This is a genomic window from Micromonospora palythoicola, from assembly GCF_036689795.1.
Lineage (GTDB): Bacteria > Actinomycetota > Actinomycetes > Mycobacteriales > Micromonosporaceae > Micromonospora > Micromonospora palythoicola.
Map to the genome: position 1 here is coordinate 1 of NZ_JBAGKI010000019.1, position 22,593 is coordinate 22,593.

19 protein-coding genes and 1 pseudogene are annotated in these 22,593 nt (G+C 72.0%); 11 read left to right on the forward strand and 9 right to left on the reverse strand.

Features of this window, described 5'->3' with window-relative positions:
- The 4 genes and pseudogenes from V5O40_RS11265 to V5O40_RS11280 form a co-directional block, all read right to left on the reverse strand.
- Positions 1-336 (reverse strand): annotated as a pseudogene (locus tag V5O40_RS11265) (RICIN domain-containing protein); the annotation flags it as partial.
- Positions 336-845, reverse strand: a complete 510-nt coding sequence (locus V5O40_RS11270) for a sigma-70 family RNA polymerase sigma factor (protein WP_332905383.1) — start codon at positions 843-845, stop codon at positions 336-338. The pseudogene V5O40_RS11265 and the gene V5O40_RS11270, both read right to left, overlap by 1 nt.
- Positions 846-932: 87 nt before the next feature.
- Entirely contained in the window at positions 933-1,607 is a 675-nt protein-coding gene (locus tag V5O40_RS11275) for a hypothetical protein (RefSeq protein WP_332905384.1), read from the reverse strand.
- Positions 1,608-1,792: 185 nt separating this feature from the next.
- Entirely contained in the window at positions 1,793-2,206 is a 414-nt protein-coding gene (locus V5O40_RS11280; RefSeq protein WP_093402168.1) for a hypothetical protein, read from the reverse strand.
- Between the two features lie 394 nt (positions 2,207-2,600).
- Here V5O40_RS11280 and V5O40_RS11285 point away from each other — a divergent pair, with 394 nt between their 5' ends.
- The 5 genes from V5O40_RS11285 (at position 2,601) to V5O40_RS11305 (ending at position 10,166) form a co-directional block, all read left to right on the forward strand.
- Positions 2,601-2,954 (forward strand): DUF4212 domain-containing protein, encoded by a 354-nt coding sequence (locus V5O40_RS11285; RefSeq protein ID WP_269741278.1) that lies wholly within the window; start codon positions 2,601-2,603, stop codon positions 2,952-2,954.
- Positions 2,951-4,636, forward strand: coding sequence for a sodium:solute symporter family protein (locus V5O40_RS11290; protein WP_332905385.1), 1,686 nt, complete (start codon positions 2,951-2,953; stop codon positions 4,634-4,636). The genes V5O40_RS11285 and V5O40_RS11290 overlap by 4 nt, the downstream gene beginning before the upstream one ends.
- A gap of 288 nt (positions 4,637-4,924) precedes the next feature.
- On the forward strand, positions 4,925-6,151 hold the full coding sequence (locus tag V5O40_RS11295; protein ID WP_408631862.1) for a multidrug effflux MFS transporter: 1,227 nt from the start codon (positions 4,925-4,927) through the stop codon (positions 6,149-6,151).
- A 47-nt stretch (positions 6,152-6,198) separates the two neighbouring features.
- Positions 6,199-7,536, forward strand: a complete 1,338-nt coding sequence (locus V5O40_RS11300) for an SWIM zinc finger family protein (RefSeq protein ID WP_332905387.1) — start codon at positions 6,199-6,201, stop codon at positions 7,534-7,536.
- Entirely contained in the window at positions 7,533-10,166 is a 2,634-nt protein-coding gene (locus V5O40_RS11305; RefSeq protein WP_332905388.1) for a DUF6493 family protein, read from the forward strand. Before V5O40_RS11300 ends, V5O40_RS11305 begins: the two co-directional genes overlap by 4 nt.
- A gap of 112 nt (positions 10,167-10,278) precedes the next feature.
- Here V5O40_RS11305 and V5O40_RS11310 read toward each other — a convergent pair whose 3' ends face one another.
- The 3 genes from V5O40_RS11310 to V5O40_RS11320 form a co-directional block, all read right to left on the reverse strand.
- Positions 10,279-12,540 (reverse strand): catalase, encoded by a 2,262-nt coding sequence (locus V5O40_RS11310; protein WP_332905389.1) that lies wholly within the window; start codon positions 12,538-12,540, stop codon positions 10,279-10,281.
- A 103-nt stretch (positions 12,541-12,643) separates the two neighbouring features.
- Positions 12,644-13,141 (reverse strand): SRPBCC family protein, encoded by a 498-nt coding sequence (locus V5O40_RS11315; RefSeq protein ID WP_269741272.1) that lies wholly within the window; start codon positions 13,139-13,141, stop codon positions 12,644-12,646.
- Positions 13,138-13,500: a metalloregulator ArsR/SmtB family transcription factor gene (locus V5O40_RS11320; RefSeq protein ID WP_332905390.1), complete on the reverse strand. Its 363-nt coding sequence runs from the start codon at positions 13,498-13,500 to the stop codon at positions 13,138-13,140. Before V5O40_RS11320 ends, V5O40_RS11315 begins: the two co-directional genes overlap by 4 nt.
- A gap of 154 nt (positions 13,501-13,654) precedes the next feature.
- On the opposite strand from V5O40_RS11320, the gene V5O40_RS11325 reads away from it, so the two are divergent.
- From V5O40_RS11325 to sthA, 6 genes are all read left to right on the forward strand, one after another.
- Positions 13,655-14,293 (forward strand): hypothetical protein, encoded by a 639-nt coding sequence (locus V5O40_RS11325; protein WP_332905391.1) that lies wholly within the window; start codon positions 13,655-13,657, stop codon positions 14,291-14,293.
- Positions 14,294-14,458: 165 nt separating this feature from the next.
- The gene (locus V5O40_RS11330) at positions 14,459-15,418 is read left to right on the forward strand and encodes a TIGR03557 family F420-dependent LLM class oxidoreductase (protein WP_332905392.1); all 960 of its coding nucleotides are present in this window, start codon (positions 14,459-14,461) and stop codon (positions 15,416-15,418) included.
- A 97-nt stretch (positions 15,419-15,515) separates the two neighbouring features.
- Positions 15,516-15,908, forward strand: coding sequence for an SCO5389 family protein (locus tag V5O40_RS11335; protein ID WP_164447150.1), 393 nt, complete (start codon positions 15,516-15,518; stop codon positions 15,906-15,908).
- A complete protein-coding gene (locus V5O40_RS11340; protein WP_332905393.1) occupies positions 15,898-17,043 on the forward strand; it encodes an LLM class flavin-dependent oxidoreductase in 1,146 nt (381 codons plus the stop codon). The genes V5O40_RS11335 and V5O40_RS11340 overlap by 11 nt, the downstream gene beginning before the upstream one ends.
- A gap of 15 nt (positions 17,044-17,058) precedes the next feature.
- The gene (locus V5O40_RS11345) at positions 17,059-18,033 is read left to right on the forward strand and encodes an ATP-binding protein (protein WP_332905394.1); all 975 of its coding nucleotides are present in this window, start codon (positions 17,059-17,061) and stop codon (positions 18,031-18,033) included.
- A gap of 134 nt (positions 18,034-18,167) precedes the next feature.
- A complete protein-coding gene (gene sthA / locus V5O40_RS11350; RefSeq protein WP_332905395.1) occupies positions 18,168-19,571 on the forward strand; it encodes a Si-specific NAD(P)(+) transhydrogenase in 1,404 nt (467 codons plus the stop codon).
- Between the two features lie 68 nt (positions 19,572-19,639).
- Here sthA and aceB read toward each other — a convergent pair whose 3' ends face one another.
- Positions 19,640-21,250: a malate synthase A gene (aceB, locus tag V5O40_RS11355; RefSeq protein WP_332905396.1), complete on the reverse strand. Its 1,611-nt coding sequence runs from the start codon at positions 21,248-21,250 to the stop codon at positions 19,640-19,642.
- Positions 21,247-22,518 (reverse strand): isocitrate lyase, encoded by a 1,272-nt coding sequence (gene aceA / locus V5O40_RS11360; RefSeq protein ID WP_332905397.1) that lies wholly within the window; start codon positions 22,516-22,518, stop codon positions 21,247-21,249. Before aceA ends, aceB begins: the two co-directional genes overlap by 4 nt.
- Positions 22,519-22,593: the final 75 nt, after the last annotated feature.

A 22,593-nucleotide genomic window follows, 5' to 3' on the forward strand; every position in this document is an offset into this window, starting at 1 on the left:
GGCCCGGGCGGGGCGGGTGGTGGGGGCCCGGCCCCCCCCCCCCGTCGCGCGGGGGGGCGGCCGGGCGGTGGGGGCGGGGCCGGCACCGGCCGACGCCGCCGTCGGGCCGGCCGGCCCGATCGGCAGTGAATTCGGGTCCCCGGCGGGACGGGCCAGGACCACGCCGGCACCGAGCAGACCGACGAGTACGGCACCCAGCGCGGCGGTACCCGCCCGTCGGCGCCGACGACGACGGTCACCCCGGCGGCGGATGTCGGCAGCGGCCGGCACCTTTCCCTGCCGGCCGTGCCCGGCCAACGCGCGCAGGGCCTCGTCGAGTTGCGGCTCACCACCCATCACTGCCTCCCCCCGCCGGTGATCTCGTACGCGTCGTCGCTCAGGTGCACGGCGAGGGCCCGGCGTCCCCGGGCGAGCCGCGTCTTGACGGTGTTCACGTTGCTGCCGATCTCCGTCGCGATCTCGGTCACGCTGAGCCCGACCAGGTGGTGCAGCACGACCACCTGCCGCTGCTCGGCGGAGATGCGGCGCAGCGCCGACACCACCGCCACATGGTCGACCGAGGTCGGCTCGACCTGTTGGCCGGCCATCTCCCGGCGGTGGGCGCGGAACCGGTTGACCGTCTTGCGCCACGCGCTCACCGCGATCCGGTACGCGACGCGGCGCACCCACGCCTCCGGGCTGTCACACTCCCGTACCGACGCCCAGCGGTCCCAGGCCCTGGCGTACGCCTCCGCCACCGCGTCCTCGGCCTCGGCCCGGCTGCCGGTCATCGCCGCCAGGTGGCCCAGCACCCGCTGTGCCGACGCCGCGTAGAAGGCGTCGAACTCCTCAGCGTCGCGTTTCACTCACGTTCCCACCCGTACTGTCGCTGCTGATGGTGCCCGGCGGACGCCGGACGCCCCCGGGCCGGGACCGGGGGCGTCAGGCGGGTCCTACCTGCGGGGTGCCGGTCCGGTGTCGGTGAACCGGAAGCTACTCGCCGGAGGAGCGTCCCCCAACTCCTCCATGATCAGACCGGATCGCGCGGAGTCCCGCAGGTACGCCCACCGGTTGCTGATCAGGTACTCCCGGGGGCCACCGTCGGTCACGGCGGTGATCTCGAAGCGCTGGGCGGGGTCGTCGGCCCGGCAGGTGGCGCCCCGCACGTACAGCGGCCGGGTGTCGCCGGGGTTGCGCACCTGCCAGCAGACCGGCTGGCCGGTGCCGCCGCCGTGGTAGGCCTTGACGAGGAACTGTCCCGAGCCCACCGGCGTCGGCACGAACACCTGCCGGCCCCGGTCGTCGTCCACCTCCGCCAACCGGCCGCCGTCGAGCAGCGCCAGCCCCGACTCGAAGGCGCCGACCCGGACGATGGTGACCCGGCGCTTGCCCGACAACAGTGGGTCCGCCGTCGCCGTCGCCGTCGCCGTGGGTCGTGGCGTGGCGGCCACCGCCGGACCGTCGGCGGCCACCGCCGGACCGTCGGCGGGCGCCGACGTACCGTCGGCGGGCGCCGGCGTACCGCCGGCCGGCCCGTCGCCGGCGGCCGGGCCCATGGTGTACACCCCTACGGCGGTACCGGTCAGCACCACCAGGCCCGCAGCGGCGAGCCACCTACCCAGCAACACGATTCCTCCCGAGCTGCTCAGCACCGGGGCCGACCGCCGGGTGGCGGGTGGTCCTCGGTCGATTCAGCGGGATGACGCGTACGGGTGGCGGAAGGTTTCACGGGCCGGCCGGATCTTTGCGTCCGGCCGTCCGGCCGTCCGGCGCGGCCGGCCGGGCAGCGCCGTCGGCGCGGCGGGGCCGGCCGTCAGCTCAGCTTGACCAGGCGCATGCCGGTGCGGATCAGCACCACCGCGCCACCGGCGGCCATGACCAGACCGACGCCGGGCATCAGTTGCCCCCAGGCGCCGGTGCTGGCGCTGAGGCTGATCAGGCGGGCCACCTGCCACCCGACGATGGCGGCGACGACCAGCCCGGGGATCAGGCTGTGCGCGATGGCCACCTTGCGGTACGGCAGCAGGGCACCGGCGACGGCGAGGAACGCCATGCTCAGCGTCCACAGACCGGGACCGGCCGCACCGGAGAGTGACCCGAACGGCGTGATGACCCAGGGCAGCAGCGAGCCGACAAGCGCGAGCACGCCGCCGACGATCATGCCGAGACTGCCGGCGTGGAAGACGCGCCGGCGAACCGGGGCGGCGGTGGATGCGGTGTCGGCCATGTCCGGATGTTAGGCGCTGTGCGCCGTTGACCGAACGGGCAAGTCGGTGAGCGGTCGGGCGGGGTCGGTGGGCGGGCGGACCGGGCCCGGGAAAACCACGAAACCGGGCGATTCACCACCTCCGTACGGACCGCTCGACCGTTCGCGGAGTCCAACGGACCGCTCAGCGACCCGAAGCCGCACCTGACCGGATCAACTCTTGCCTGGCCAGGCTGCGTCACGTTCGCTTCGCAGACCACAGGTGTGACCGACCGCACAGCCACGTCGAGCAGTACGGCGACGCGGGTGGGCGGGTCGGGCCCCGGCACCAGCACCGCGTCACCACCAACCGGGCGCCGTGTCGCAGGCCCCTCGCCGGATCTACCGGTTCCATACCGACTAGGAGGCTCCAGACATGACCGAGGTAACCCCCGACAAGGAGACCCGTGGCGGTGAACCGCCACCGGCGGCACCACCACCGGCGTCCCCGCCGGACAACGGCTGGCGCAAGGAATACTGGAGCCGCAACCTGCGGCTCATGGTGATTCTCCTGGCCGTCTGGTTCATCGTCTCGTTCGGCTTCGGAATTCTGCTTGTCGAACCGCTCAACAACATCGTCATCGCCGGATTCCCGCTCGGCTTCTGGTTCGCCCAGCAGGGATCGATCTACGTCTTTGTCATTCTCATCTTCGTGTACGCGAAGATGATGGATCGCCTCGACAACCAGTTCGGCGTGGACGAGCAGGAGACCGAGGGGGCTGACAAATGAGTCAGATCCAGATCTGGACCCTCATCTTCATCGTCGGCTCCTTCGCCGTCTACCTCTACATCGCCTGGCGCAGCCGGGTGAAGGAGACCGCCGGCTTCTACGTCGCCGGACAGGGCATCCCCACCATCGCCAACGGTGCCGCGGTGGCGGCCGACTGGATGTCGGCCGCGTCGTTCATCTCGATGGCCGGCCTGATCGCGTTCCTCGGCTCCGACGGCACCATCTACCTGATGGGTTGGACCGGCGGCTACGTACTGCTGGCCCTGCTGATCGCCCCCTACCTGCGCAAGTGGGGCAAGTTCACGGTGCCCGAGTTCGTCGGTGACCGGTACTCGGAGACCGTGCGCACCATCGCCGCCGTGGCCGCGATCATCATCTCCTTCACCTACGTGGTCGGGCAGATGCGCGGTGGCGGCATCGTCTTCAGTCGGTTCCTGAAGCTGGACGTGACCCAGGGCGTCATCCTCGCCGCCGTGATCATCGGCCTCTACGCGGTGCTCGGCGGCATGAAGGGCATCACCTGGACCCAGGTGGCGCAGTACACGGTGCTGATCGTCGCCTATCTGATTCCCGCGTTCGCGGTCGCCCAGCAGATGACCGGAATTCCGATTCCCCAGGTGTCGTTCGGCCAGATCCTCGATGAGCTGAACGCGATAAGCGTCGAGATGGGGTTGAACCAGTACACCGAGGCGTTCGCGGCCCGGCCGCAGATCGACGTGTTCCTGGTGACGATGGCGCTGATGATCGGTACGGCCGGTCTGCCGCACGTCATCGTCCGGTTCTACACGACGAAGACCGTACGCGGTGCCCGCTACTCGGCGTTCTGGGCGCTGTTCTTCATCGCCCTGCTCTACACCACCGCCCCGGCGGTGGGCGCCTTCACCAAGCTCAACCTGCTCCAGGACGTCAACGGGGTATCGGCCGACGCGCTGCCCAGGTGGATCGAGAACTGGGCGGCGACCGGGCTGGTCACCGTCAGCGACGGCGCGACGACCATCAACACGGTCAGCAACAGCCCGACCTCCGGCGCCGACCTGATCGTCAACAACGACATCCTGGTCCTCGCCAGTCCCGAGATCGCCGGCCTGCCGGCACCGATCGTGGGTCTGGTGGCGGCCGGCGGTATGGCCGCCGCGATGTCCACGGCGGCCGGACTGCTGCTGGTGATCTCGTCGTCCTTCTCGCACGACCTGTACTTCCGTCGGGTCAAGCGGGACTCCACCGACAAGCAGCGACTGCTCGCCGGTCGGATCGCCATGGGTCTGGCGGTCCTCGTCGCCATCTACGCCGGCATCAACCCGCCCGCGTTCGTGGCGCAGGTGGTCGCCTTCGCCTTCGGCCTGGCGGCGTCCACCTTCTTCCCGGCCATCGTGCTCGGCATCTTCTGGAAACGATGTAACGCCACCGGCGCGGCGGCCGGCATGGTGACCGGTCTGGTGTTCACCGCCAGCTACATGATCTACACCCTGCCGGTGTTCGGCACCGCGGCCAACCCGCACATCTTCGACATCAGCCCGGAGGGCATCGGCACCATCGGCGCGATCGTCAACATCGTCGTCACCGTCGTGGTGTCGAAGATGACGGCGCCACCGCCGGACGAGATCGTCGAGATGGTGGAGAGCATCCGCTACCCGGCCGCCCGGCGGGAGGTGACCGCCGGCACCGCCACCGAAGCCGCCTGACCCACCTCCGTACCGAGAACCACCGGTCGCCGGTCCCGCCATCGACGTTGGGGCCGGCGACCGGCCGTGGGCCGTAGGCGGCGGCCCGGTCCGCCGGTCCGACGAGCGGGCCGCAGGTGTGAGGTGGCTTACCTCTGGATCAAGCGGGAATCAGCCCGCCGCAGGCGGGTTGCAGCCAGGTATGAGCATCGCACCACGTCCCGCCCCGTCCCCCGGCCGGCGGGAGGTCCTCCGGTGAGCGGCGTCGACGCCGCCGCACCGCCGGCCGCGCTGATGCCGGGCGACCTGATGAGCCGCCGCCAGCGCCTGCGCCTCATCCTCGTCCTCGGCTCACTGATCGCGGTGGGCCCGCTGACCATCGACATGTACCTTCCCGCGCTGCCCTCGATCGTCGACGACCTCGGCACCACCTCGGCGGCGGTCCAACTGACACTCACCGGCACGCTCATCGGCCTCGCCCTCGGACAGCTGCTGATCGGCCCGCTCTCCGACGCCGTCGGCCGGCGGGCACCGCTGATCGCCGGCACAGCGCTGCACATCGCGGCGTCCGTGTGCTGCGCCCTCGCCCCGAACATCACCGTGCTCGGCGCGCTGCGGGTGGTCCAGGGCCTGGGTGCGGCGGCGGCCGCCGTCATCGCCATGGCCGTGGTCCGTGACCTGTTCAGCGGCACGGCCTTCGCCCAGCTGCTGTCCCGCCTGTTGCTCGTGATGGGTGCCGCCCCGATCCTCGCGCCGACCCTGGGCAGCGAGTTGCTGCGGTGGACGCAGTGGCGCGGCGTGTTCGCCGCCCTCGCGGTCTTCGGCGTACTGCTGCTGCTGATCGCGATGTTCGGCCTGCCGGAGACGTTGCCGCCGCCGCGGCGCCAGCGCGGCGGTGTGCTGCCCACCGTCCGGCTCTACGGCTCGCTGCTGCGTGACCGCGCCTTCGTCGGGCTGGTGCTGGTGGCCGGGCTGGCCATGGCGGCCCTGTTCGCCTACGTCGGCGGCTCCTCGTTCGTCCTGCAGGAGCGGTACGGGCTCGACGAGCAGCAGTTCGGGCTGGCGTTCGGTGCCGGCGCGGTGGGACTGATCGCGGCCACCCAGGGCAACGTACGCCTGCTGCGTCGCTGGTCCCCGCAGCGGATCCTGGTGACCGCCCTGATCGTCGGCTCGGCCGCCAGCCTGGTGCTGCTCGGCCTCGCCGCGACCGGCATCGGTGGCCTGCCGGCGTTGCTCGCGTCGCTCTGGGTGGTGCTCGCGGCGGCCGGCCTGGCGCTGCCGAACGCTCCCGCGCTGGCCCTGACCCGACACGGCGAGGCGGCCGGCACCGCCTCCGCGCTGCTCGGCGCGGTGCAGTTCGGTATCGGAGCGGTGGCCGCCCCACTTGTGGGTGTGCTCGGCACCGGTGCCGTGGCGATGGCCCTGGTGATCGCCGGTGGGATGGTCGCGGCTCTCGTCGTGCTCGTCGTGGTGGTCCGCCCCGGCCGGCTCTCCGTGCCGGCGCCGGTGGAGGCGATTGCCGTCGCCGCCCACTGAGGACTCCGGCCCGCCGGTGTCGGTGGGATGCTCTACCGTGCGGCGGCGTGAACGCAGTGCAGACGTACCGGTACCTCGCCCCCTCCACGCTCCGGCAGCGGTCGCTCGCGCTACAGACCAGCGGCGGTCCCACGCCCAATCCCCGCTTCTTCACCGGTTTCCTCACCACCGGGCAGGCGGCCGCGGTCGGTCTGCTGGCCGTGGCCGAGGTGGCCCGCACCCGATACCACCGGCCGGTCAGCCCGGCCAGCCTCGACCCGGTGGTCACCGGCAGTCGCGACCGGCTCCGCTTCGAGTCCTTCTCCGGCTGCTGCGGGGTGTACGCGCGGCTCGACGTGCTGCCCGCCGGGCTCGACGGTGCGGTGTCCGAGCACGGCACGACGAACGTCGACGTGAACACCCCACTGCGCGACGCACTGGCCCGGGTCGGCGGTCTGGATCCGCTGCACCTGTCGGTCGGTCCCGACGATCTCACCGTCTCCACCCTGGACGGCGAGGTGGTGGAGAAGAAGGTGCCGCTGCCGGCGCGCTGGTTACGCGGCTTCGCCGAGGTGCAGGTCCTCGCGGCCCGGTTCGAGCCCCGGGCGGAGCTGCCGGCGGCCGAGGCCGCCGCCTTCCTGCGCCGGCTGCCCAGAGGCGGTGACCGGTCGGTGCTCTGGGTGGTGCCGGCCGGCCGGTCACTGCGGCTGACCTCCCGCCCCGTCGCCGGAGCGGTCTGCCTGGCCGGGGCCGGCCGGCTGGCCGCGCTGCACCCGATGCTGCGCTTCGCGAAGACCCTGCGGGTGTACGGCCCGACGGTGGCTGCCGGCGCCGCCCCGGCACCCAGCGTCTGGGAACTGGACACCGGCGCGCTGCGGCTGTCGCTGACCCTCTCCCCCGAGCCGTACCGGGGCTTCTCCGGCGAGGGAGCCGCCCTCGCCGCGCTCGCCGGTGACGACGTCGTCGACGACGCCGACCTCGTCTCCGCCCTGCTGTCCTGGGATCCGACGATCGAGCCCGACCGGCTGGCCGAGCAGGCCGGCATCGACGCGGAACGGGTCCGGGGTGCACTGGCCCAGCTCGGCACCGCCGGCCGGGTCGGCTACGACGTGGCCGAGGCGGCGTACTTCCACCGGGTCATGCCGTACGACGCGGGCCGGGCCGAGCGGGACAATCCGCGGCTGGTCGGTGCCCGTGCGCTGCTCGACGCCGGGGCGGTCCGGCGCGACGGGCCGTCAGCGACGGTCCGCAGCGGCGACCAGGTGTACCGGGTCCGCCAGCTCCCCGACGGCGGTCTGACCTGCACCTGTCCCTGGTGGGCGAAACACCGGGGGCAACGCGGGCCGTGCCGGCATGCCCTGGCCACCCGGATGCTGGCCACCGAGCGGGTCGAGGAGCCGGCGTGACGCGGCCGGCGGAGCGCACCGTACGGCGTCGGCAGGAGCTGGCGGCCGGTGACACGAGCAACCTGTTCGCCCTGGTGAGCGGCGGCGACGCCAAGTCGGTCGCGGCAGCGCTGGAAAGGTTGCCGGAGCAGCGCCGCCGGGAGATCGGCGTCGAGCTGACCGCCTGGTTCAAGCAGCGTGACCGGGACACCTGGTGGTCGGCCGGCACCGGGACCGCCCTGGCGGTCGCCGTGGTCGGCTGCCTGCCGACCGCCGCCCAGGCCGCGGCGATCCTCGGTCGTCCCTCGGTCAACCCGCACGGTCGCCGCGCGGCCGGACTGGTCCGCGGCGTGGCACAGGAGCGGGGCGTCGACTGGCTGACCGACCTGGCCCACCGGATCGCCGCCCGGTTCCGTCCGGACACCTGGGTCGGCCGGTGGCATTTCGTCGCCACCCTGCTGCACGCCGAGGGCGGCGCGCCACCGACCGACGACCGGTGCGTGCAGCTGTGGTTGACCGCGGTCGAGTCCCCGGACCAGCGCCACCACGGCCAGCCGGCGCCGGTGGTGGACCGGCTGCGCGACGATCCGTTCCTGGCCGCCATGCTGCCCCGACTGTTCGAGGTGGACGGCATCGGCGTCCAGATGATGTTCGTCGCCGGCCACGACAACTGGGACGAACCGGGCCGGTCCGCCCTGCCGGCCGCCCTCGCGCAGCTCGCCAGCGAAGGGGTGGTCGACCGGGTGACGCTGCTCGACGGTTCGATCGGTCGGCTGCTGCGCGGCGACCGGCCCGCCGCGCTGCGCGCCTTCACCGCCCTGCTCGACCAGCTCGCGCCGACCACCACCGAGGTCACCGCCCGGGTCACCGACTACCTGCGGCTGCTCGTCGACGCTCCCGCACCGGTGGCCACCATGGCCCAGAAGGCGCTGCGGAAGCTGCCCGAGCTGGAGCTGGAGTCCATCCTCGACGCCTCCCGGCAGCTGCTCACCCGGCCCGACAAGACACTTGTCCGGACCCAGCTCACCTGGCTCGACCAACTCGCCCGCCGGCACCGGGACCGGGCCGCCGAGATCGCCGAGGTGATCGCGGTGGCCGCCGAGCATCCGGCGGTGGAGTTGCGGGAGCGGGCGTCGACTCTGGCCGCCCGCCACGGCGTCGAGCCGGCACCGGTCGGCCCGGCGCTGACTCGGCCGCGCGGCGACGACCTGCCCCCGCCCGCGCCGCCCGCACCGGTCCCCGACCCGGTCTCCGACCTGGACGAGTTGACCGAGGAGGTTGCCGCCCTGCTCGGCACGCCGTACCAGGGAGCACCGCTGGAGCGGATCCTCGACGGGCTGGTCCGACTCACCGCGGCCGACGGGCCCCGGGTGCGCGCCGCCCTCGACCCGGTGATCGAGCGGCGGCACTGGTCCTGGGCCAACGAACACCGCTGGGATCCGCTCTGTCTCTGCGAGACGGTGGTCGAGGTGTTCCGCAGCGCCGGAGTCAGCCGCGCCGACCGGCGGCGGGAGCGGTGGGGGAAACTCCTGACGGCGGTGCACCGACCCGGCGCGGTGCCGGAGCTGGCGGTCACCGATCCCAAGGTGCCACCGGTCCACCGGCTGTTGCGGGCCCGGCTGGCCGAGATCGGCGCGTACCTCGACGAGCCGGGACGGTCCGGCCTGCTGGCCCTGCCCACCTCGACGAACGGTCTGCTCGACCCGACGGCGCTCGTGGCACGGCTCGCCGCGCTGGGTGACCGGGAGCCCGGTCACTGGGATCTCACTCAGGCGCTGCTGCGGCTGCCCACCGCGGCCGACGAGACCCTCGCCGCGAAGGCGGCGGCGCTCGGCACCGCGGCCGGCCGGCGGCTCGCCGCCTGGCTGCGCGACGGCGGCCTCCCCCAGCCGGTCATCCGGTCCCGGACCGTCACCCGCGACCCGCGCCGGGGCAACCGCCACTGGGAGTGGGCGTACATGCCGGCCGAGCGGATCCTTGTCGAGCTGGCACCACCCGCCGGCACGATCGACCGGTACGGGCTGCTGACCGCGCCGGCCACGCCGCTCGGCGGCGACCACTCCGGCTGGGTGCACCTGTGGCCGTCGCTGCTGCCCCGACACCGGGGCGTGGTCACCGCGTACGCCCTGCCCCTGGTCGCCGGTGCCGCGGACATGGACGAACGCGACGGCGCCGCGGTGCTGCCCCTGCTCGCGGAGATCGAGGGCCCGGGCGGCGCGGCCTTCGACCTGGCGGTGGCCTACGGGCTCGCTGCCCGGCACGCCCCGGACCGGGTGGCGACGGTCGACGCGCTGCTCGCCCTCGCCGCCACCGGTGACTTCGACGCCGCCGGCACCGGAAAGCAGCTCGGCACCCTGGCCGCCCGGCAACTGGTGAAGCTGTCCCGGGTGGTCGAACCGTTACGCGACGCCGCGCAGGCAGGAGCGCCGCTGACCGTGTGGCGGCTGCTGGCCGCCGCGCTCCCGGCGGTGCTGGCCGCGCCCACGGCACCGCGTGGCGCACCGGACCTGCTGACCCTGGCCGCCGAGACGGCAACCCTGACCGGCGTACGGATCGACGTGCCCGGCCTGGCCGACCTCGCCGCCCGAGGCGGATCGAGCCGCCTGGTCACCGAAGCCCGCCGCCTGCACAAGGTACTGACCGACACCTGACCCGCCAAACCCCACGTGGTCCCGCTGCCACGAGCGTGGACGTGTAGATCTTGGTCCGTGAGCACCCTCCTGGGGGCGCTCACGGACCAAGATTCCTACGGCGCGAAGTGGGTCAGGCGACGGAGGTGGGGAATCGGTGCCAGACGCGGTGGTCGGCCATCAACTGCTGGACGGCGGTCAGGACCTCGCTGGCGGAGTCGCCGGTGACCACGCCGGGTGTGCCGGTGACACCGGCCTGGTCCAGCACGGTCACACCGGTCCCCCAGGCACCGATGGCCTTGGCGTGCCGCCAGCACTCCTCGACCATCAGCAGTACCCGGGGGTCGACGGCGGCCGAGCCGGCCGCACCCGCCTTGGCGTCGCGGGCCGGCAACGCGTCCGGTGCCGGCGCGGGCGCCGAGGCGAGCAGGAGCGCGTCGAGTTCGACCGAGCGGCCGGTGGCGAAGCTCCGCTGCGCGGGCAGGTCACCGATCGTGCCGCCGTGCGGCGCGATCAGCAGCGGGACCATGTCGGCGGCGAAGACCGCCTCGCGGGCCGCCCGGACGCCGTCGAGGTCGGCCTGAGGGTCGACGACGATGCCGACCATCCGGCCGTCGGCCGGCCACTGCCGCCCCACCTGGGACAGCGCGGGGCTGGGCTCGACGTCCGCCAACGGCACCGTCGGCTCCGGCGCGGGCAGACCGAGACCGGTGGCCACCTGGGCGCAGAGCACCGGGTCGATGTTGGCCAGGCACTGGAGCTGCCGTTCCTTGATCGCCTGGTGGTAGCACTTGCCCAGCTCGAAGGTGTACGCCCGGATGATGTGCTCCCGCTCGACCGGGGACATGCTCAGCCAGAACAGGCGTACCTGGCTGAAGTGGTCGTCGAACGAGGCGGGGTTGGCGCGTACCTTGGGCGCCTGCGCGACCTGTACCGGCACGTCGACGAACGCGTTGTCGTCGTCGCCGGCCGGGAACGGATTGCCACCGTCGAGGGAGTTCGGCCGGTACGGTGCCACACCCGCGTGCACGGCGTGCTGGTGGACGCCGTCGCGCAGCATGTCGTTGACCGGGGCGTGCGGCCGGTTGATCGGGATCTGGGCGAAGTTCGGCCCACCCAGCCGGGTCAACTGCGTGTCGACGTACGAGAAGAGCCGCCCCTGCAGCAGCGGGTCGTTCGTGACGTCGATGCCCGGCGGCAGGTGTCCCACGTGGAAGGCGACCTGCTCGGTCTCGGCGAAGAAGTTGGTCGGCGTGCGGTTCAGGGTGAGCTTGCCGACCGGCTGCACCGGCGCGAGTTCCTCCGGCACGATCTTCGTCGGGTCGAGCAGGTCGACGCCGGCGAAGGTCTCCTCGGGCGTGTCGGGGAAGACCTGGAGGCCGAGCTCCCACTCGGGGAACGCGCCGGCCTCGATGGCGTCGTAGAGGTCACGCCGGTGGAAGTCCGGGTCGATGCCGCCGAGCAGCTGAGCCTCCTCCCAGGTCAGCGAGTGCACGCCCAGCTTCGGCTTCCAGTGGAACTTGGCCAGCACCGTCTCACCCGCGGCGTTGACCAGCCGGAAGGTGTGCACGCCGAAGCCCTCCATCGTCCGGTAGGAGCGCGGGATGCCCCGGTCGGACATGTTCCACATGGCGTGGTGCTGCGCCTCGGTGTGCAGCGAGACGAAGTCCCAGAAGGTGTCGTGCGCGCTCTGGGCCTGCGGGATCTCCCGGTCGGGATGCGGCTTGCCGGCGTGGATGATGTCGGGGAACTTGATGGCGTCCTGAATGAAGAAGACCGGCATGTTGTTGCCGACCAGGTCGAAGGTGCCCTCGTCGGTGTAGAACTTGGTGGCGAAGCCCCGGGTGTCGCGGACGGTGTCGGCCGAGCCCCGGGAACCGAGCACCGTGGAGAAGCGGACGAAGACCTCGGTGGTGCGGCCCTTGGCCAGGAAGCCCGCCCGGGTGACGGCCTCGGCGGTGCCGTAGGCGGTGAACTCGCCGTGGGCACCCGCGCCACGGGCGTGCACCACCCGCTCGGGGATGCGCTCGTGGTCGAAATGGGTGATCTTCTCCCGCAGGTGGTGGTCCTGCAGCAGGACGGGCCCGCGCGGGCCGGCCTTGAGGGAGTGGTCGGTGTCCCTTAGCCGCGCGCCCTGCGCGGTGGTGAGGAAGGCACCCTGCTGGCCGTTGGCGGTGGCCGGCGCGCCGGTCTCGGCGCCGGTCGGCGTACGGGTCTGCGGGGCGCCCTGCTCGGGCTTCGGCGGCAGCGGTTCGTGTGGCGTGGTCGGCTCGTCGCGTGGTGGCGGGGCGCTGCCCGGCGCACCGGGCACCTGCGGGGTGCCGGCGTCGGTCACCTTCTCCGCCGCGGCTTCCACGACATTTCTTACCGCCTCGGCGGGGTTGCGGGCGTTCATCTCGACGGGTACCTCCCTGGGGCACGAGAGCCAGATGACCAGGGCGGTACCCGGGGTGGATCGAGCAAAACGGAACGAATGGCACGGATGTGGGTACCTTCGATCACTCCGGCCGGAGCTGCTCGTAGTACGCCTTCATCGGCGGGTGGTAGTCGTCGAACGACGGCAGCGCCGTGTCGTCGCGCGCGGCCACCAGACAGTCGAGGTAGTACTCCCAGCCCGGCCCGACCTCGCCGATGCCGGTGGCGTCGTCGAGATGCTGCACGAAGCGCAGCTCGGTGCGCTCGCCGTGTGAGGTCAGCAGCAACTCCAGCACCCAGTGGCCGTACTCGTCGCGCATGGACACGGCCAGCCGCCGGGGCGGCTCACACGCGTCGATCCGCAGGTCGGACCAGGGTGCGTCCTCCTCCATGGCCATCTGGACCCGGACGGTGCGGCCGGGTGCGGCGTCGCCCTTCCAGGGGCCGAACCAGCGGGCCGTGCGTTCCGGCTCGGTGAGGCTGGCCCACACGTCGTCGATCGGGGCCGGGAAGGTGCGGGTGAGGACCAGGTCGACGCCGTCCTCGGCGCCGAAGAGTCGGCCGGTCGGGATTCGGGTCATGCGGTGCGCTCCTCAGTGGCGGATGGCGAGTCGCCGGTACGGCGGTCGCGGCGGGCACGGTAGACCTCGGTCTCCAGGGCGTCGAGGCGGCGTTCCCAGAGGTCGGTCCGGGTGAACGGGGTCAGCCACCGGATCAGCTCGACGAGCCGGGTCGAATCCAGTTCGTAGAGTCGCCGGCGGCCGACGACGGTGTCGCGGACCAGGCCGCAGTCGCGCAGCACGCGCAGGTGCCGGCTGATCGCCGGCCGGCTGATCTCGAACTCCTCGGCGATCCGTCCGGCCGGCAGCCGACGCTCCCGCAGCAGTTCGAGGATGCGCCGCCGCACCGGGTCCGCGATCGCGGCGGCCACGTCGTCCACCGTCGAAGTGTAACCCATCAGTTACGCTTCAGGCCGTCCGGCCCGGCGCAGGCGCGTGGGCGCGGTCGATGACGGCACGCCGCGACGGGAGGTCGCGGTGCCCGGCTGCACCGACGGGCGGCGGGACCGGCGTGGGATGCGTACGCTGCCGGTCGTGACCTCGAAGATCACTCGCCGCGTCGCGGCGTTCGTGTGTGGCGCGTTCGCCCTGTCCGCCTGCTCCGGAGTGGACGGGTCCGGTACGCCGGCCGCCGACACCGCGAGCGCCGTGTCCCCCGGGCCGGACCGGCCGGAGATGTCGCCGCTGGTTCAGCAACGCTGGTGGGCCTGGGCCGCCGCCGAACCGACCGCCACCAACCCCGTCGCCGATCCGGACGGTGGGGACTGCGCCCGCAATCAACCGGGCGACGTCTGGTTCGTCGCCGGCACGTTCGGTGGTCGAGCTGAACGCCGCTGCGCGGTACCGGCCGGCCGGCCGATCATCGCGCCGTTGGTGAATCTGGTGTCCGACGATCCGGCTGACTGCGAGGGCTTCCTCGACGAGGCGGACGGTTGGGCGGTGCTGGACATGCAGCGGGTGACACCGGCCCGGATGGCCAGCGAGCCCGTCCGCTTCGAGGTGGTCGCCGGAAGCCCGCTGTTCGGCTCGGACGGTGGCACCTTCGACGGAGTCGCCTGCGGGCTCTGGGTCGCGCTGGAACCGCCCGATCCGGGCGAGCACCAGCTCGTCCTTCGTGGGCTCGCGGGCGACCTCAACGTCTGGGTCGAGTACACCCTCGACGTGCGGTCGTAGGCGGACCGCCGCCGGGAATGGGGGCGGCAGCCACCCGGCGCCACCCCACCGCCCCCGCTCTGACGGCCGACAAACGAAGCGCCGCTCACCGGATTTCCACCACCGTACCGGGCTTACTAGTGCAAAAGTGGCAGGGACGGACTGGGTTCATGATCGGGAGAGCTGATGCGGATCGGATACAAGCTGTCCAGCGAGGGCTTCGGGCCGAACGAGATCATTCGGCAGGCGGTGCGCGCTGAGCAGGTGGGGTTCGACTTCGTCGAGATGAGCGACCACTTCCACCCCTGGCTGGACAGCCAGGGTCACTCGTCGTTCACCTGGACGGTGCTCGGGGCGATCGCCGCCCGGACCGACCGGATCGAACTGGCGACCGGGGTCACCTGCCCGAGCGTACGGTACCACCCGGCGATCATCGCGCAGGCCGCCGCCACGCTCGCCCTGGTCTCCGACAATCGGTTCACCCTCGGCGTGGGTGCGGGCGAGCGCCTCAACGAGCACATCGTCGGCCAGGGCTTTCCCGGGGCACGGGGACGGCACGAGCGACTCCGCGAGGCACTGGAGATCATCCGATTGCTCTGGTCCGGCGGCTACCACTCGTACGAGGGCAGGCATCTCCAGCTGGACGACGCCCGGGTGTTCGACCTCCCGGAGGAGCCGCCCGTGATCGCCGTCGCCGCCAGTGGTGAGGTGTCCGCGACCATCGCCGCGGAACTCGGTGACGGCCTGTTCGCCACCGAACCCGAGGCCGACCTGGTGCGGACCTACCAGCGGCTCGGCGGGCAGGGCCCCCGCTACGCCGAGGTCCCGCTGGCCTGGGCCCCCGACGAGGCGCAGGCCGTACGCGCGGCCTGGCAGACCAGCCGCTGGGCGGTCACCGGCTGGAAGGTGATGAGCGAACTGCCGAACCCGGTGAACTTCGACGCGGCCTCGCGCACCGTCACCGAGGACGACATCCGCCAGCAGTTCGCCGTCGGTCCCGACCCGGACGTGCACGTCGAGGCGGTGCGGACCTACGTCGACGCGGGCTTCGACCACGTGGTGCTGCAGAACGCCGGCCCGGACCCGGACGGCTTCCTCGACTTCTTCCAGGACACCCTCGCCGTTCGGTTGCGCGCCCTCGGCTGACCGGGTCCGGCGCGACGGCATTGACACTCCCGACAGTGACGTGATGTGCTCCGTACGTAGCGGTAATGACAACCGTGATCATTAGCTGAGGAGGAGCATGTCTCTCACCGTGCCGCCGAGCCTGCTGCGGGCCGCCGAGTCCGGCCCCGTCGACGACGAGGCATTCGTGGCCTGCGTCCGCGAGTCACTGCCGTACGCCTGGCAGACCGTCAGCCGGGTGGCGTCGGAGCTGGCGTCCTCCGACGCCGAGTTCGCCGACAACCAGGTGCCGCCACCCAGTGAGGCGGAGCGGGGCCAGCTGTTGCGCGCCCTGGCCAGTGACGCCATCCGGTCCAGCCTGGAGCGTCACTTCGGCGTCAAGCTCGCCTTCCAGAACTGCCACCGGATCGCGGCGTTCCGACCGTCCGCCGTCGACTCCGACACCTACCGCCGGTTCACCTCGACGCGGGGCCAGCTGCTCAACCAGTCCCCCGAGCTGCGTGACTGTTGATCCCAGCGAAACCCGGCGAGCCGGTCGGGGCGTACCCGCGCACCTGTTCCTGCTCGCCGGGCAACGCCCCGGCGACTCGCACACCGAGGCACTGGTCACCGCCCACCACTACGGCCGCGCGGCCGAGGCCGCCGGGTTCGCCGGGGTGTGGATCGCCGAGCACCACTTCATCTCCTACGGCGTCTGCCCGTCGGCGACCACCTTCGCCGCACACCTGCTCGGGGCCACCCGCCGCATCACGGTGGGCACCGCCGCCTGCATCCTGTCCAACCGGCACCCGGTGGCGTTGGGTGAGGAGGCGGCGCTGCTGCACGAGCTGTCCGGCGGGCGGTTCCGGCTCGGCGTCGGCCGGGGCGGGCCCTGGGTGGACCTGGAGGTCTTCGGCACCGGGACGGAGCGGTTCACGCACGGGTTCCACGACTCGCTGGAGCTGTTGACCAGGTGGCTGTCCGGGCAGCCGACGGTGGCCGGCAACCCTCGTTTCCCGTTCCGTGCGGTGCCGGTGGTGCCGCGACCGTCCGGCCGGCTGCCGGTCTGGGTCGCGGCCACCTCGACCGGCACGGTCGATCTGGCCGCCCGGCACGGCCTGCCGCTGCTGCTCGGCCTGCACGCCGATCTCGCCGAGAAGGCCGAACTGCTCGACCGCTACGCCAGGGTCGCCGAGGCGCACGGGCAGGATCCGGCCGGCATCGAGCATGCCAGCGCCCATCTCGCCCAGGTGGCGGAGACGGACGCGGAAGCGGCCCGGCTGGTCGGCAGCGGACTTCCCCCACTGCTGGCCGGCACCCGGGAGTACGTCCGCCTGGACGGCGCACCGGCCGGACCACGGGATCCGGCCGGCTACGTGGAGCATCTGATCGACATCCATCCGGTGGGCGCGCCGGACCGCTGCCGGCAGGCGGTCGCGCGGGCGGCGGCGCTGCCCGGGGTACGCCACCTGCTGTTCATGGTGGAGGCCGGCGGCGGCCCCGAGGTCGGCCTGGCCAACATTCGCCGGCTGGCCACCGACGTGCTCGACCTCGTGCCGGTCGGCGACGACGGGCCTGACACACCGGTGCCGGTGAGTCAGGCGGGTTCGGCGTCGGGCGGCGCGACGGCCCGCTACCATGCGTCTCATGGAAACGGTTACCGTTAGCAACTGGGTGGAGGGGTGCCGGTGAAGATCGCCTTCGTCGGAAAGGGTGGCAGCGGCAAGACCACCCTCGCCGCGCTCCACGCCCGCCAGCTCACCGCCGAGGGACACCCGGTGCTGGCCATCGACGCCGACATCAACCAGCATCTCGCGGTGGCCCTGGGCGGTCCGGGCGCCGTGAGCGCGGCGCGGCCGTTGAGTGAACACCTGCCGGCGATCAAGGAGTACCTGCGCGGCGACAACCCGCGCATCGCTTCGGCGACGCAGATGGTGAAGACCACCCCGCCCGGACGGGGGTCACGGCTGCTGCGGGTGGCGGAGGAGAACCCGATCTACGCCGAGTGTGTGACCACCGTCGGCGGCGTCCGGCTGGCGGCGACCGGCGAGTTCAGCGCCGAGGATCTGGGGGTGGCCTGCTACCACGCCAAGGTCGGCGCGGTTGAGTTGCTGCTGAACCACCTGCTCGACGGGCCCGGCGAGTACGTGGTGGTGGACATGACCGCCGGTGCCGACTCGTTCGCCTCGGGACTGTTCACCCGCTTCGACCGCACCTTCCTGGTCTGCGAACCGACGGTGCGCAGCGTCAGCGTCTACCGGCAGTACGCGGGCTACGCGCGTGACTACGGGGTGGCCCTGTCGGTGATCGGCAACAAGGTCGAGGACGCCGCCGATGTGGCGTTCCTCCACGAGCACGTCGGCGCGGACCTGCTCGCCTGGATGAGCCGGTCGGCCTACGTGCGCCGCGCCGAGCGTGGCACGGTCGGCCCGCTGCACGACCTCGAGAACGCCAACCGCGCGGTGCTGGGCCTGATGACCGAGGCCGTCGACGGCACCACGCAGGACTGGGCGGCGTTCACCCGCTGGGCCCACGAGTTCCACCGGCGCAACGCCGGAGCCTGGGCCAACGAGCGCACCGGGGTCGATCTCACCACGCAGATCGACCCGGACTTCCGGATGGGACCGGCCGCTCTCGCCGGCACCACGGCCAGCTGAACAGTCGACGACGGCACCGCTGCCGGGCAGTCGGCCCGGCAGCGGCGCCGTGTTTGTTCCAACCTGGTTAACGTCACCTGCCGCGTACGCGACAGGTCTGGTGCTGGCCGCGACATCTTGCGACGCTGGTGATCGTGTATGACTACGACCTGTTGGTGCTGGGCTCCGGGCCCAGCGGTCAGAAGGCCGCCATCGCCGCGGCGAAGCTCGGCCGGCGGGTCGGCCTGGTGGAGCGGCGCGACATGCTCGGTGGGGTGTGCATCAACACCGGCACCGTGCCGTCCAAGACGCTGCGCGAGGCGGTGCTCTACCTGACCGGCCTCAGCCAGCGGGACCTCTACGGCAGCAGCTACCGGGTCAAGGACGAGATCACGGTGAGCGATCTCGCCGCGCGGACCCAGCACGTCATCAACCGGCAGACCGACGTCATCCGTAACCAGCTGGCCCGCAACCGGGTCGCGATCATCACCGGCACCGGGCGGTTCGCCGACGCCCATTCGGTCTGGGTCGACGGCGATTCGGGACGCGAGTCCAAGGTCACCTTCGACAAGGCCATCATCGCCGCCGGCACCCGGCCGGCGCGCCCCGACAGCGTCGACTTCGACGACCGGACCATCGTGGACTCCGACGGCGTCATCAACCTGCAGGCAGTACCCCGCAGCATGGTCGTGGTCGGCGCCGGCGTGATCGGCATGGAGTACGCCTCGATGTTCGCCGCGCTCGGCACGAAGGTCACCGTGGTCGAACGACGGGAGCGGATGCTCGACTTCTGCGACGAGGAGGTCGTCGAGTCGTTGAAGTACCACCTGCGGGACCTGTCCGTGACGTTCCGGTTCGGCGAGGAGGTGGCCTCGGTCGAGAAGCACCAGACCGCCGCGCTCTGCGTCCTCAAGAGCGGCAAGAAGATCGTCGCCGACACGGTCATGTACTCGGCCGGCCGGCAGGGCCAGACCGATGGCCTGGACCTGGCCGCGGCGGGGTTGACCGCGGACCGACGCGGTCGCATCGAGGTCGACGCCAACTACCGCACCGCGGTGGGGAACATTTACGCCGTCGGCGACGTCATCGGTTTCCCGGCGCTGGCCTCGACGTCGATGGAGCAGGGGCGGTTGGCCGCGCAGCACGCCTGCGGCGAGCCGGACCGCCCGATGCACGAGTTGCAGCCGATCGGCATCTACACCATCCCGGAGATCAGCTTCGTCGGGAAGACCGAGGAGGAGTTGACCGACAGCGCGACGCCGTTCGAGGTGGGCATCGCCCGCTACCGCGAGCTGGCGCGCGGCCAGATCGTGGGTGACTCGTACGGCATGTTGAAGCTGCTCGTCTCGCCGGCGGACGGCCGGCTGCTCGGCGTGCACGTCTTCGGCACCGGCGCCACCGAGATCGTGCACATCGGGCAGACGGTGATGGGCTGTGGCGGCACGGTGGACTACCTGGTCGACACGGTGTTCAACTACCCGACACTGGCCGAGGCGTACAAGGTGGCCGCCCTGGACGCCTCCAACAAGATCCGCAACATCACCCGCATCGACGGCTGACGGGACGCGACGGCGCCGGCCGGGGTCCGAGCCCCGGAACCGGCGCCGTCGCGTCGGGACGATCAGCCTCAGCCCGCCGCCAGCGCGAGCGCCCGCGCCGGCCCCAGGTGCCGGGCGTACGCGCTGGTGGTGAAGAACGCCGGCAGGTTCTCACCGAGGGCGGTCTCCTCGACGATCCGCGCGGCCTGCTCGGCGCGTTCCCGCTCGGCGTCCGCCCGCCCCTCGGTCACCGTGGCCAGTTCCTCGGCGAGCATCGAACGGACCAGTTCCTCGGTCACCGATCCCCCGCCGGCCAGCGGGGTGCCGTGGTGCAGCCACTGCCACAACTGGCAGCGGGCGATCTCGGCGGTGGCCGCGTCCTCCATCAGGTTCCACAGCGCCACCGCCCCCGCGCCGCCGAGCCAGGCGTCGATGTAGCGCAGCGCCACCGCGACGTTGGCGCGCACCCCCGCCTCGGTGACCTGTCCCGGCGTCTTGTCCACCGAGAGCAGCTCGGCGGCGGTGACCGTCACCTCGTCACGACGCCGGTCGAGCTGGTTCGGGCGCTCGCCCAGCACCCCGTCGAAGACCTCGCGGCAGGTCGCCACCAGGCCGGGGTGGGCCACCCAGGACCCGTCGAAGCCGTCGCCGGCCTCGCGCTGCTTGTCCGCCCGCACCTTGCTCAACGCCATCTCGTTGACCTGCGGGTCACGAGCCGGGACGAAGGCCGCCATCCCGCCGATCGCGTGCGCGCCACGCCGGTGACAGGTGCGCACCAGCAGCTCGGTGTACGCGCGCATGAACGGCACGGTCATCGTCACTTCGGCGCGATCCGGCAGGACGAAGTCCGGCCACTGGCCGAAGTTCTTGATGATGCTGAAGATGTAGTCCCACCGCCCGGCGTTCAGGCCCGCCGAGTGCTCGCGCAGCTCGTAGAGGATCTCCTCCATCTCGAACGCGGCGGTGATCGTCTCGATCAGCGTGGTCGCCCGGATGGTGCCCTGCGGCAGCCCCAGGTAGCGCTGCGCGAAGACGAAGATGTCGTTCCACAACCGCGCCTCGCGGTGGCTCTCCAGCTTCGGCAGGTAGAAGTACGGACCCTTGCCGGCGTCGAGCTGCCGCCGGGCGCAGTGGAACAGGTACAGCCCGAAGTCGACCAGGCTGGCTGAGATAGGTCGGCCGTCGACCACGATGCCCTTCTCCACCAGGTGCCAACCGCGCGGTCGCACCACGATCGTGGCGAGGTCGTCGCCGAGCGCGTACCGCTTGCCCCGCGCGTCGGTGAAGTCGATCCGGCGGTCCAGGGCGTCGATCAGGTTGAGCTGGCCGCCGATGACGTTCTGCCAGGTCGGCGCGGTGGCGTCCTCGAAGTCGGCGAGCCACACCTTGGCGCCGGAGTTCAACGCGTTGATGGTCATCTTGCGGTCCGGCGGTCCGGTGATCTCGACTCGCCGGTCCTCCAGGCCGGGTGCGGGCGCCGCCACCTGCCAGGTCGGGTCGTCCCGGACCGCGGCGGTCTCCGGCAGGAAGTCGGGCAGCTGGCCGGTGGCGTAGCGGTCGCGACGGGCCCGGCGGGTGTCCAGCAGGGCCACCCGGCGGGCGGCGAACTCGCTGTCCAGCGCGACCAGGAAGTCCAGCGCCGCACCGGTGAGGACCTCGTCGAAGCGTTCGGCCATCGGGCCGATGATCTCGTATCTCATGCGAACTGCTCCTCTTCGGTGGAGCCACGCAGCGCGGTGGTCTCGGCGGCCGGGTTGAGCACCGTGCTGATCAGGTCGAAGTAACCGGTACCCACCTCGCGCTGGTGCTTGACCGCGGTGTAGCCGGCCGGCTCGGCCGCGAACTCCCGCTCCTGGAGCGAGACGTACGCCGACATGCCGTCGGTCGCGTAGCCCCGGGCCAGGTCGAACATCGAGTAGTTGAGGGCGTGGAAGCCGGCCAGGGTGATGAACTGGAACTTGTATCCCATGTGGCCGAGCTCCCGCTGGAACTTCGCGATGGTCGCGTCGTCGAGGTGCTTGCGCCAGTTGAACGACGGCGAGCAGTTGTAGGCGAGCAGCTGGTCCGGGTACTCCTCCTTGATCGCCTCGGCGAAGCGGCGGGCGACCTCCAGGTCCGGGGTACTGGTCTCCATCCACAGCAGGTCGGCGTGCGGCGCGTACGCCAGGCCACGGGCGATGCACGGCTCGACGCCGTTGCGGACCCGGTAGAAGCCCTCGGCCGTGCGCTCGCCGGTGACGAACGGCTGGTCCCGCTCGTCGACGTCGGTGGTGAGCAGGGTGGCGGCCTGGGCGTCGGTGCGGGCGATGACCACCGACGGCACGCCCGCCACGTCGGCGGCCAGCCGCGCCGCTTCCAGGGTGCGGATGTGCTGGCCGGTGGGGATGAGCACCTTCCCGCCGAGGTGACCGCACTTCTTCTCGCTGGCGAGCTGGTCCTCCCAGTGCACCCCGGCGGCCCCGGCCGCGATCATCGCGTTCATCAGCTCGTAGGCGTTGAGCACGCCACCGAAGCCGGCCTCGGCGTCGGCGACGATCGGCGCCAGCCAGTCGATGCCGGACGGGTCACCCTCGGCGGTGGTGATCTGCGCGGCGCGCAGCAGGGCGTTGTTGATCCGACGCACCACCGCGGGCACCGAGTTGGCCGGGTACAGGCTCTGGTCGGGGTAGGTGTGCCCGGCCAGGTTCGCGTCGGCGGCCACCTGCCAGCCGGAGAGGTAGATCGCCTTGAGCCCGGCCCGGACCATCTGCACGGCCTGGTTACCGGTGAGGGCACCGAGGGCGTGGATGTAGTCCTCGCTGTTCAGCAGCCGCCACAGCCGGTTCGCGCCGTGCCGGGCCAGGGTGTGCTCCTCCTGGATCGCACCACGCAACCGCACCACGTCCTCGGCGCGGTAGCTGCGTCGCACACCCCGCCAGCGAGGGTTGGTGTCCCATTCGTGCTGCAACTGCTCGACCGCGGTAACCATCGTTTCTCATTCCCTTCGAATTCCGTCGTCACCTGGTGACGCTGCGCGAGACGCCGGGCCGCCGGGTGTGCAGCC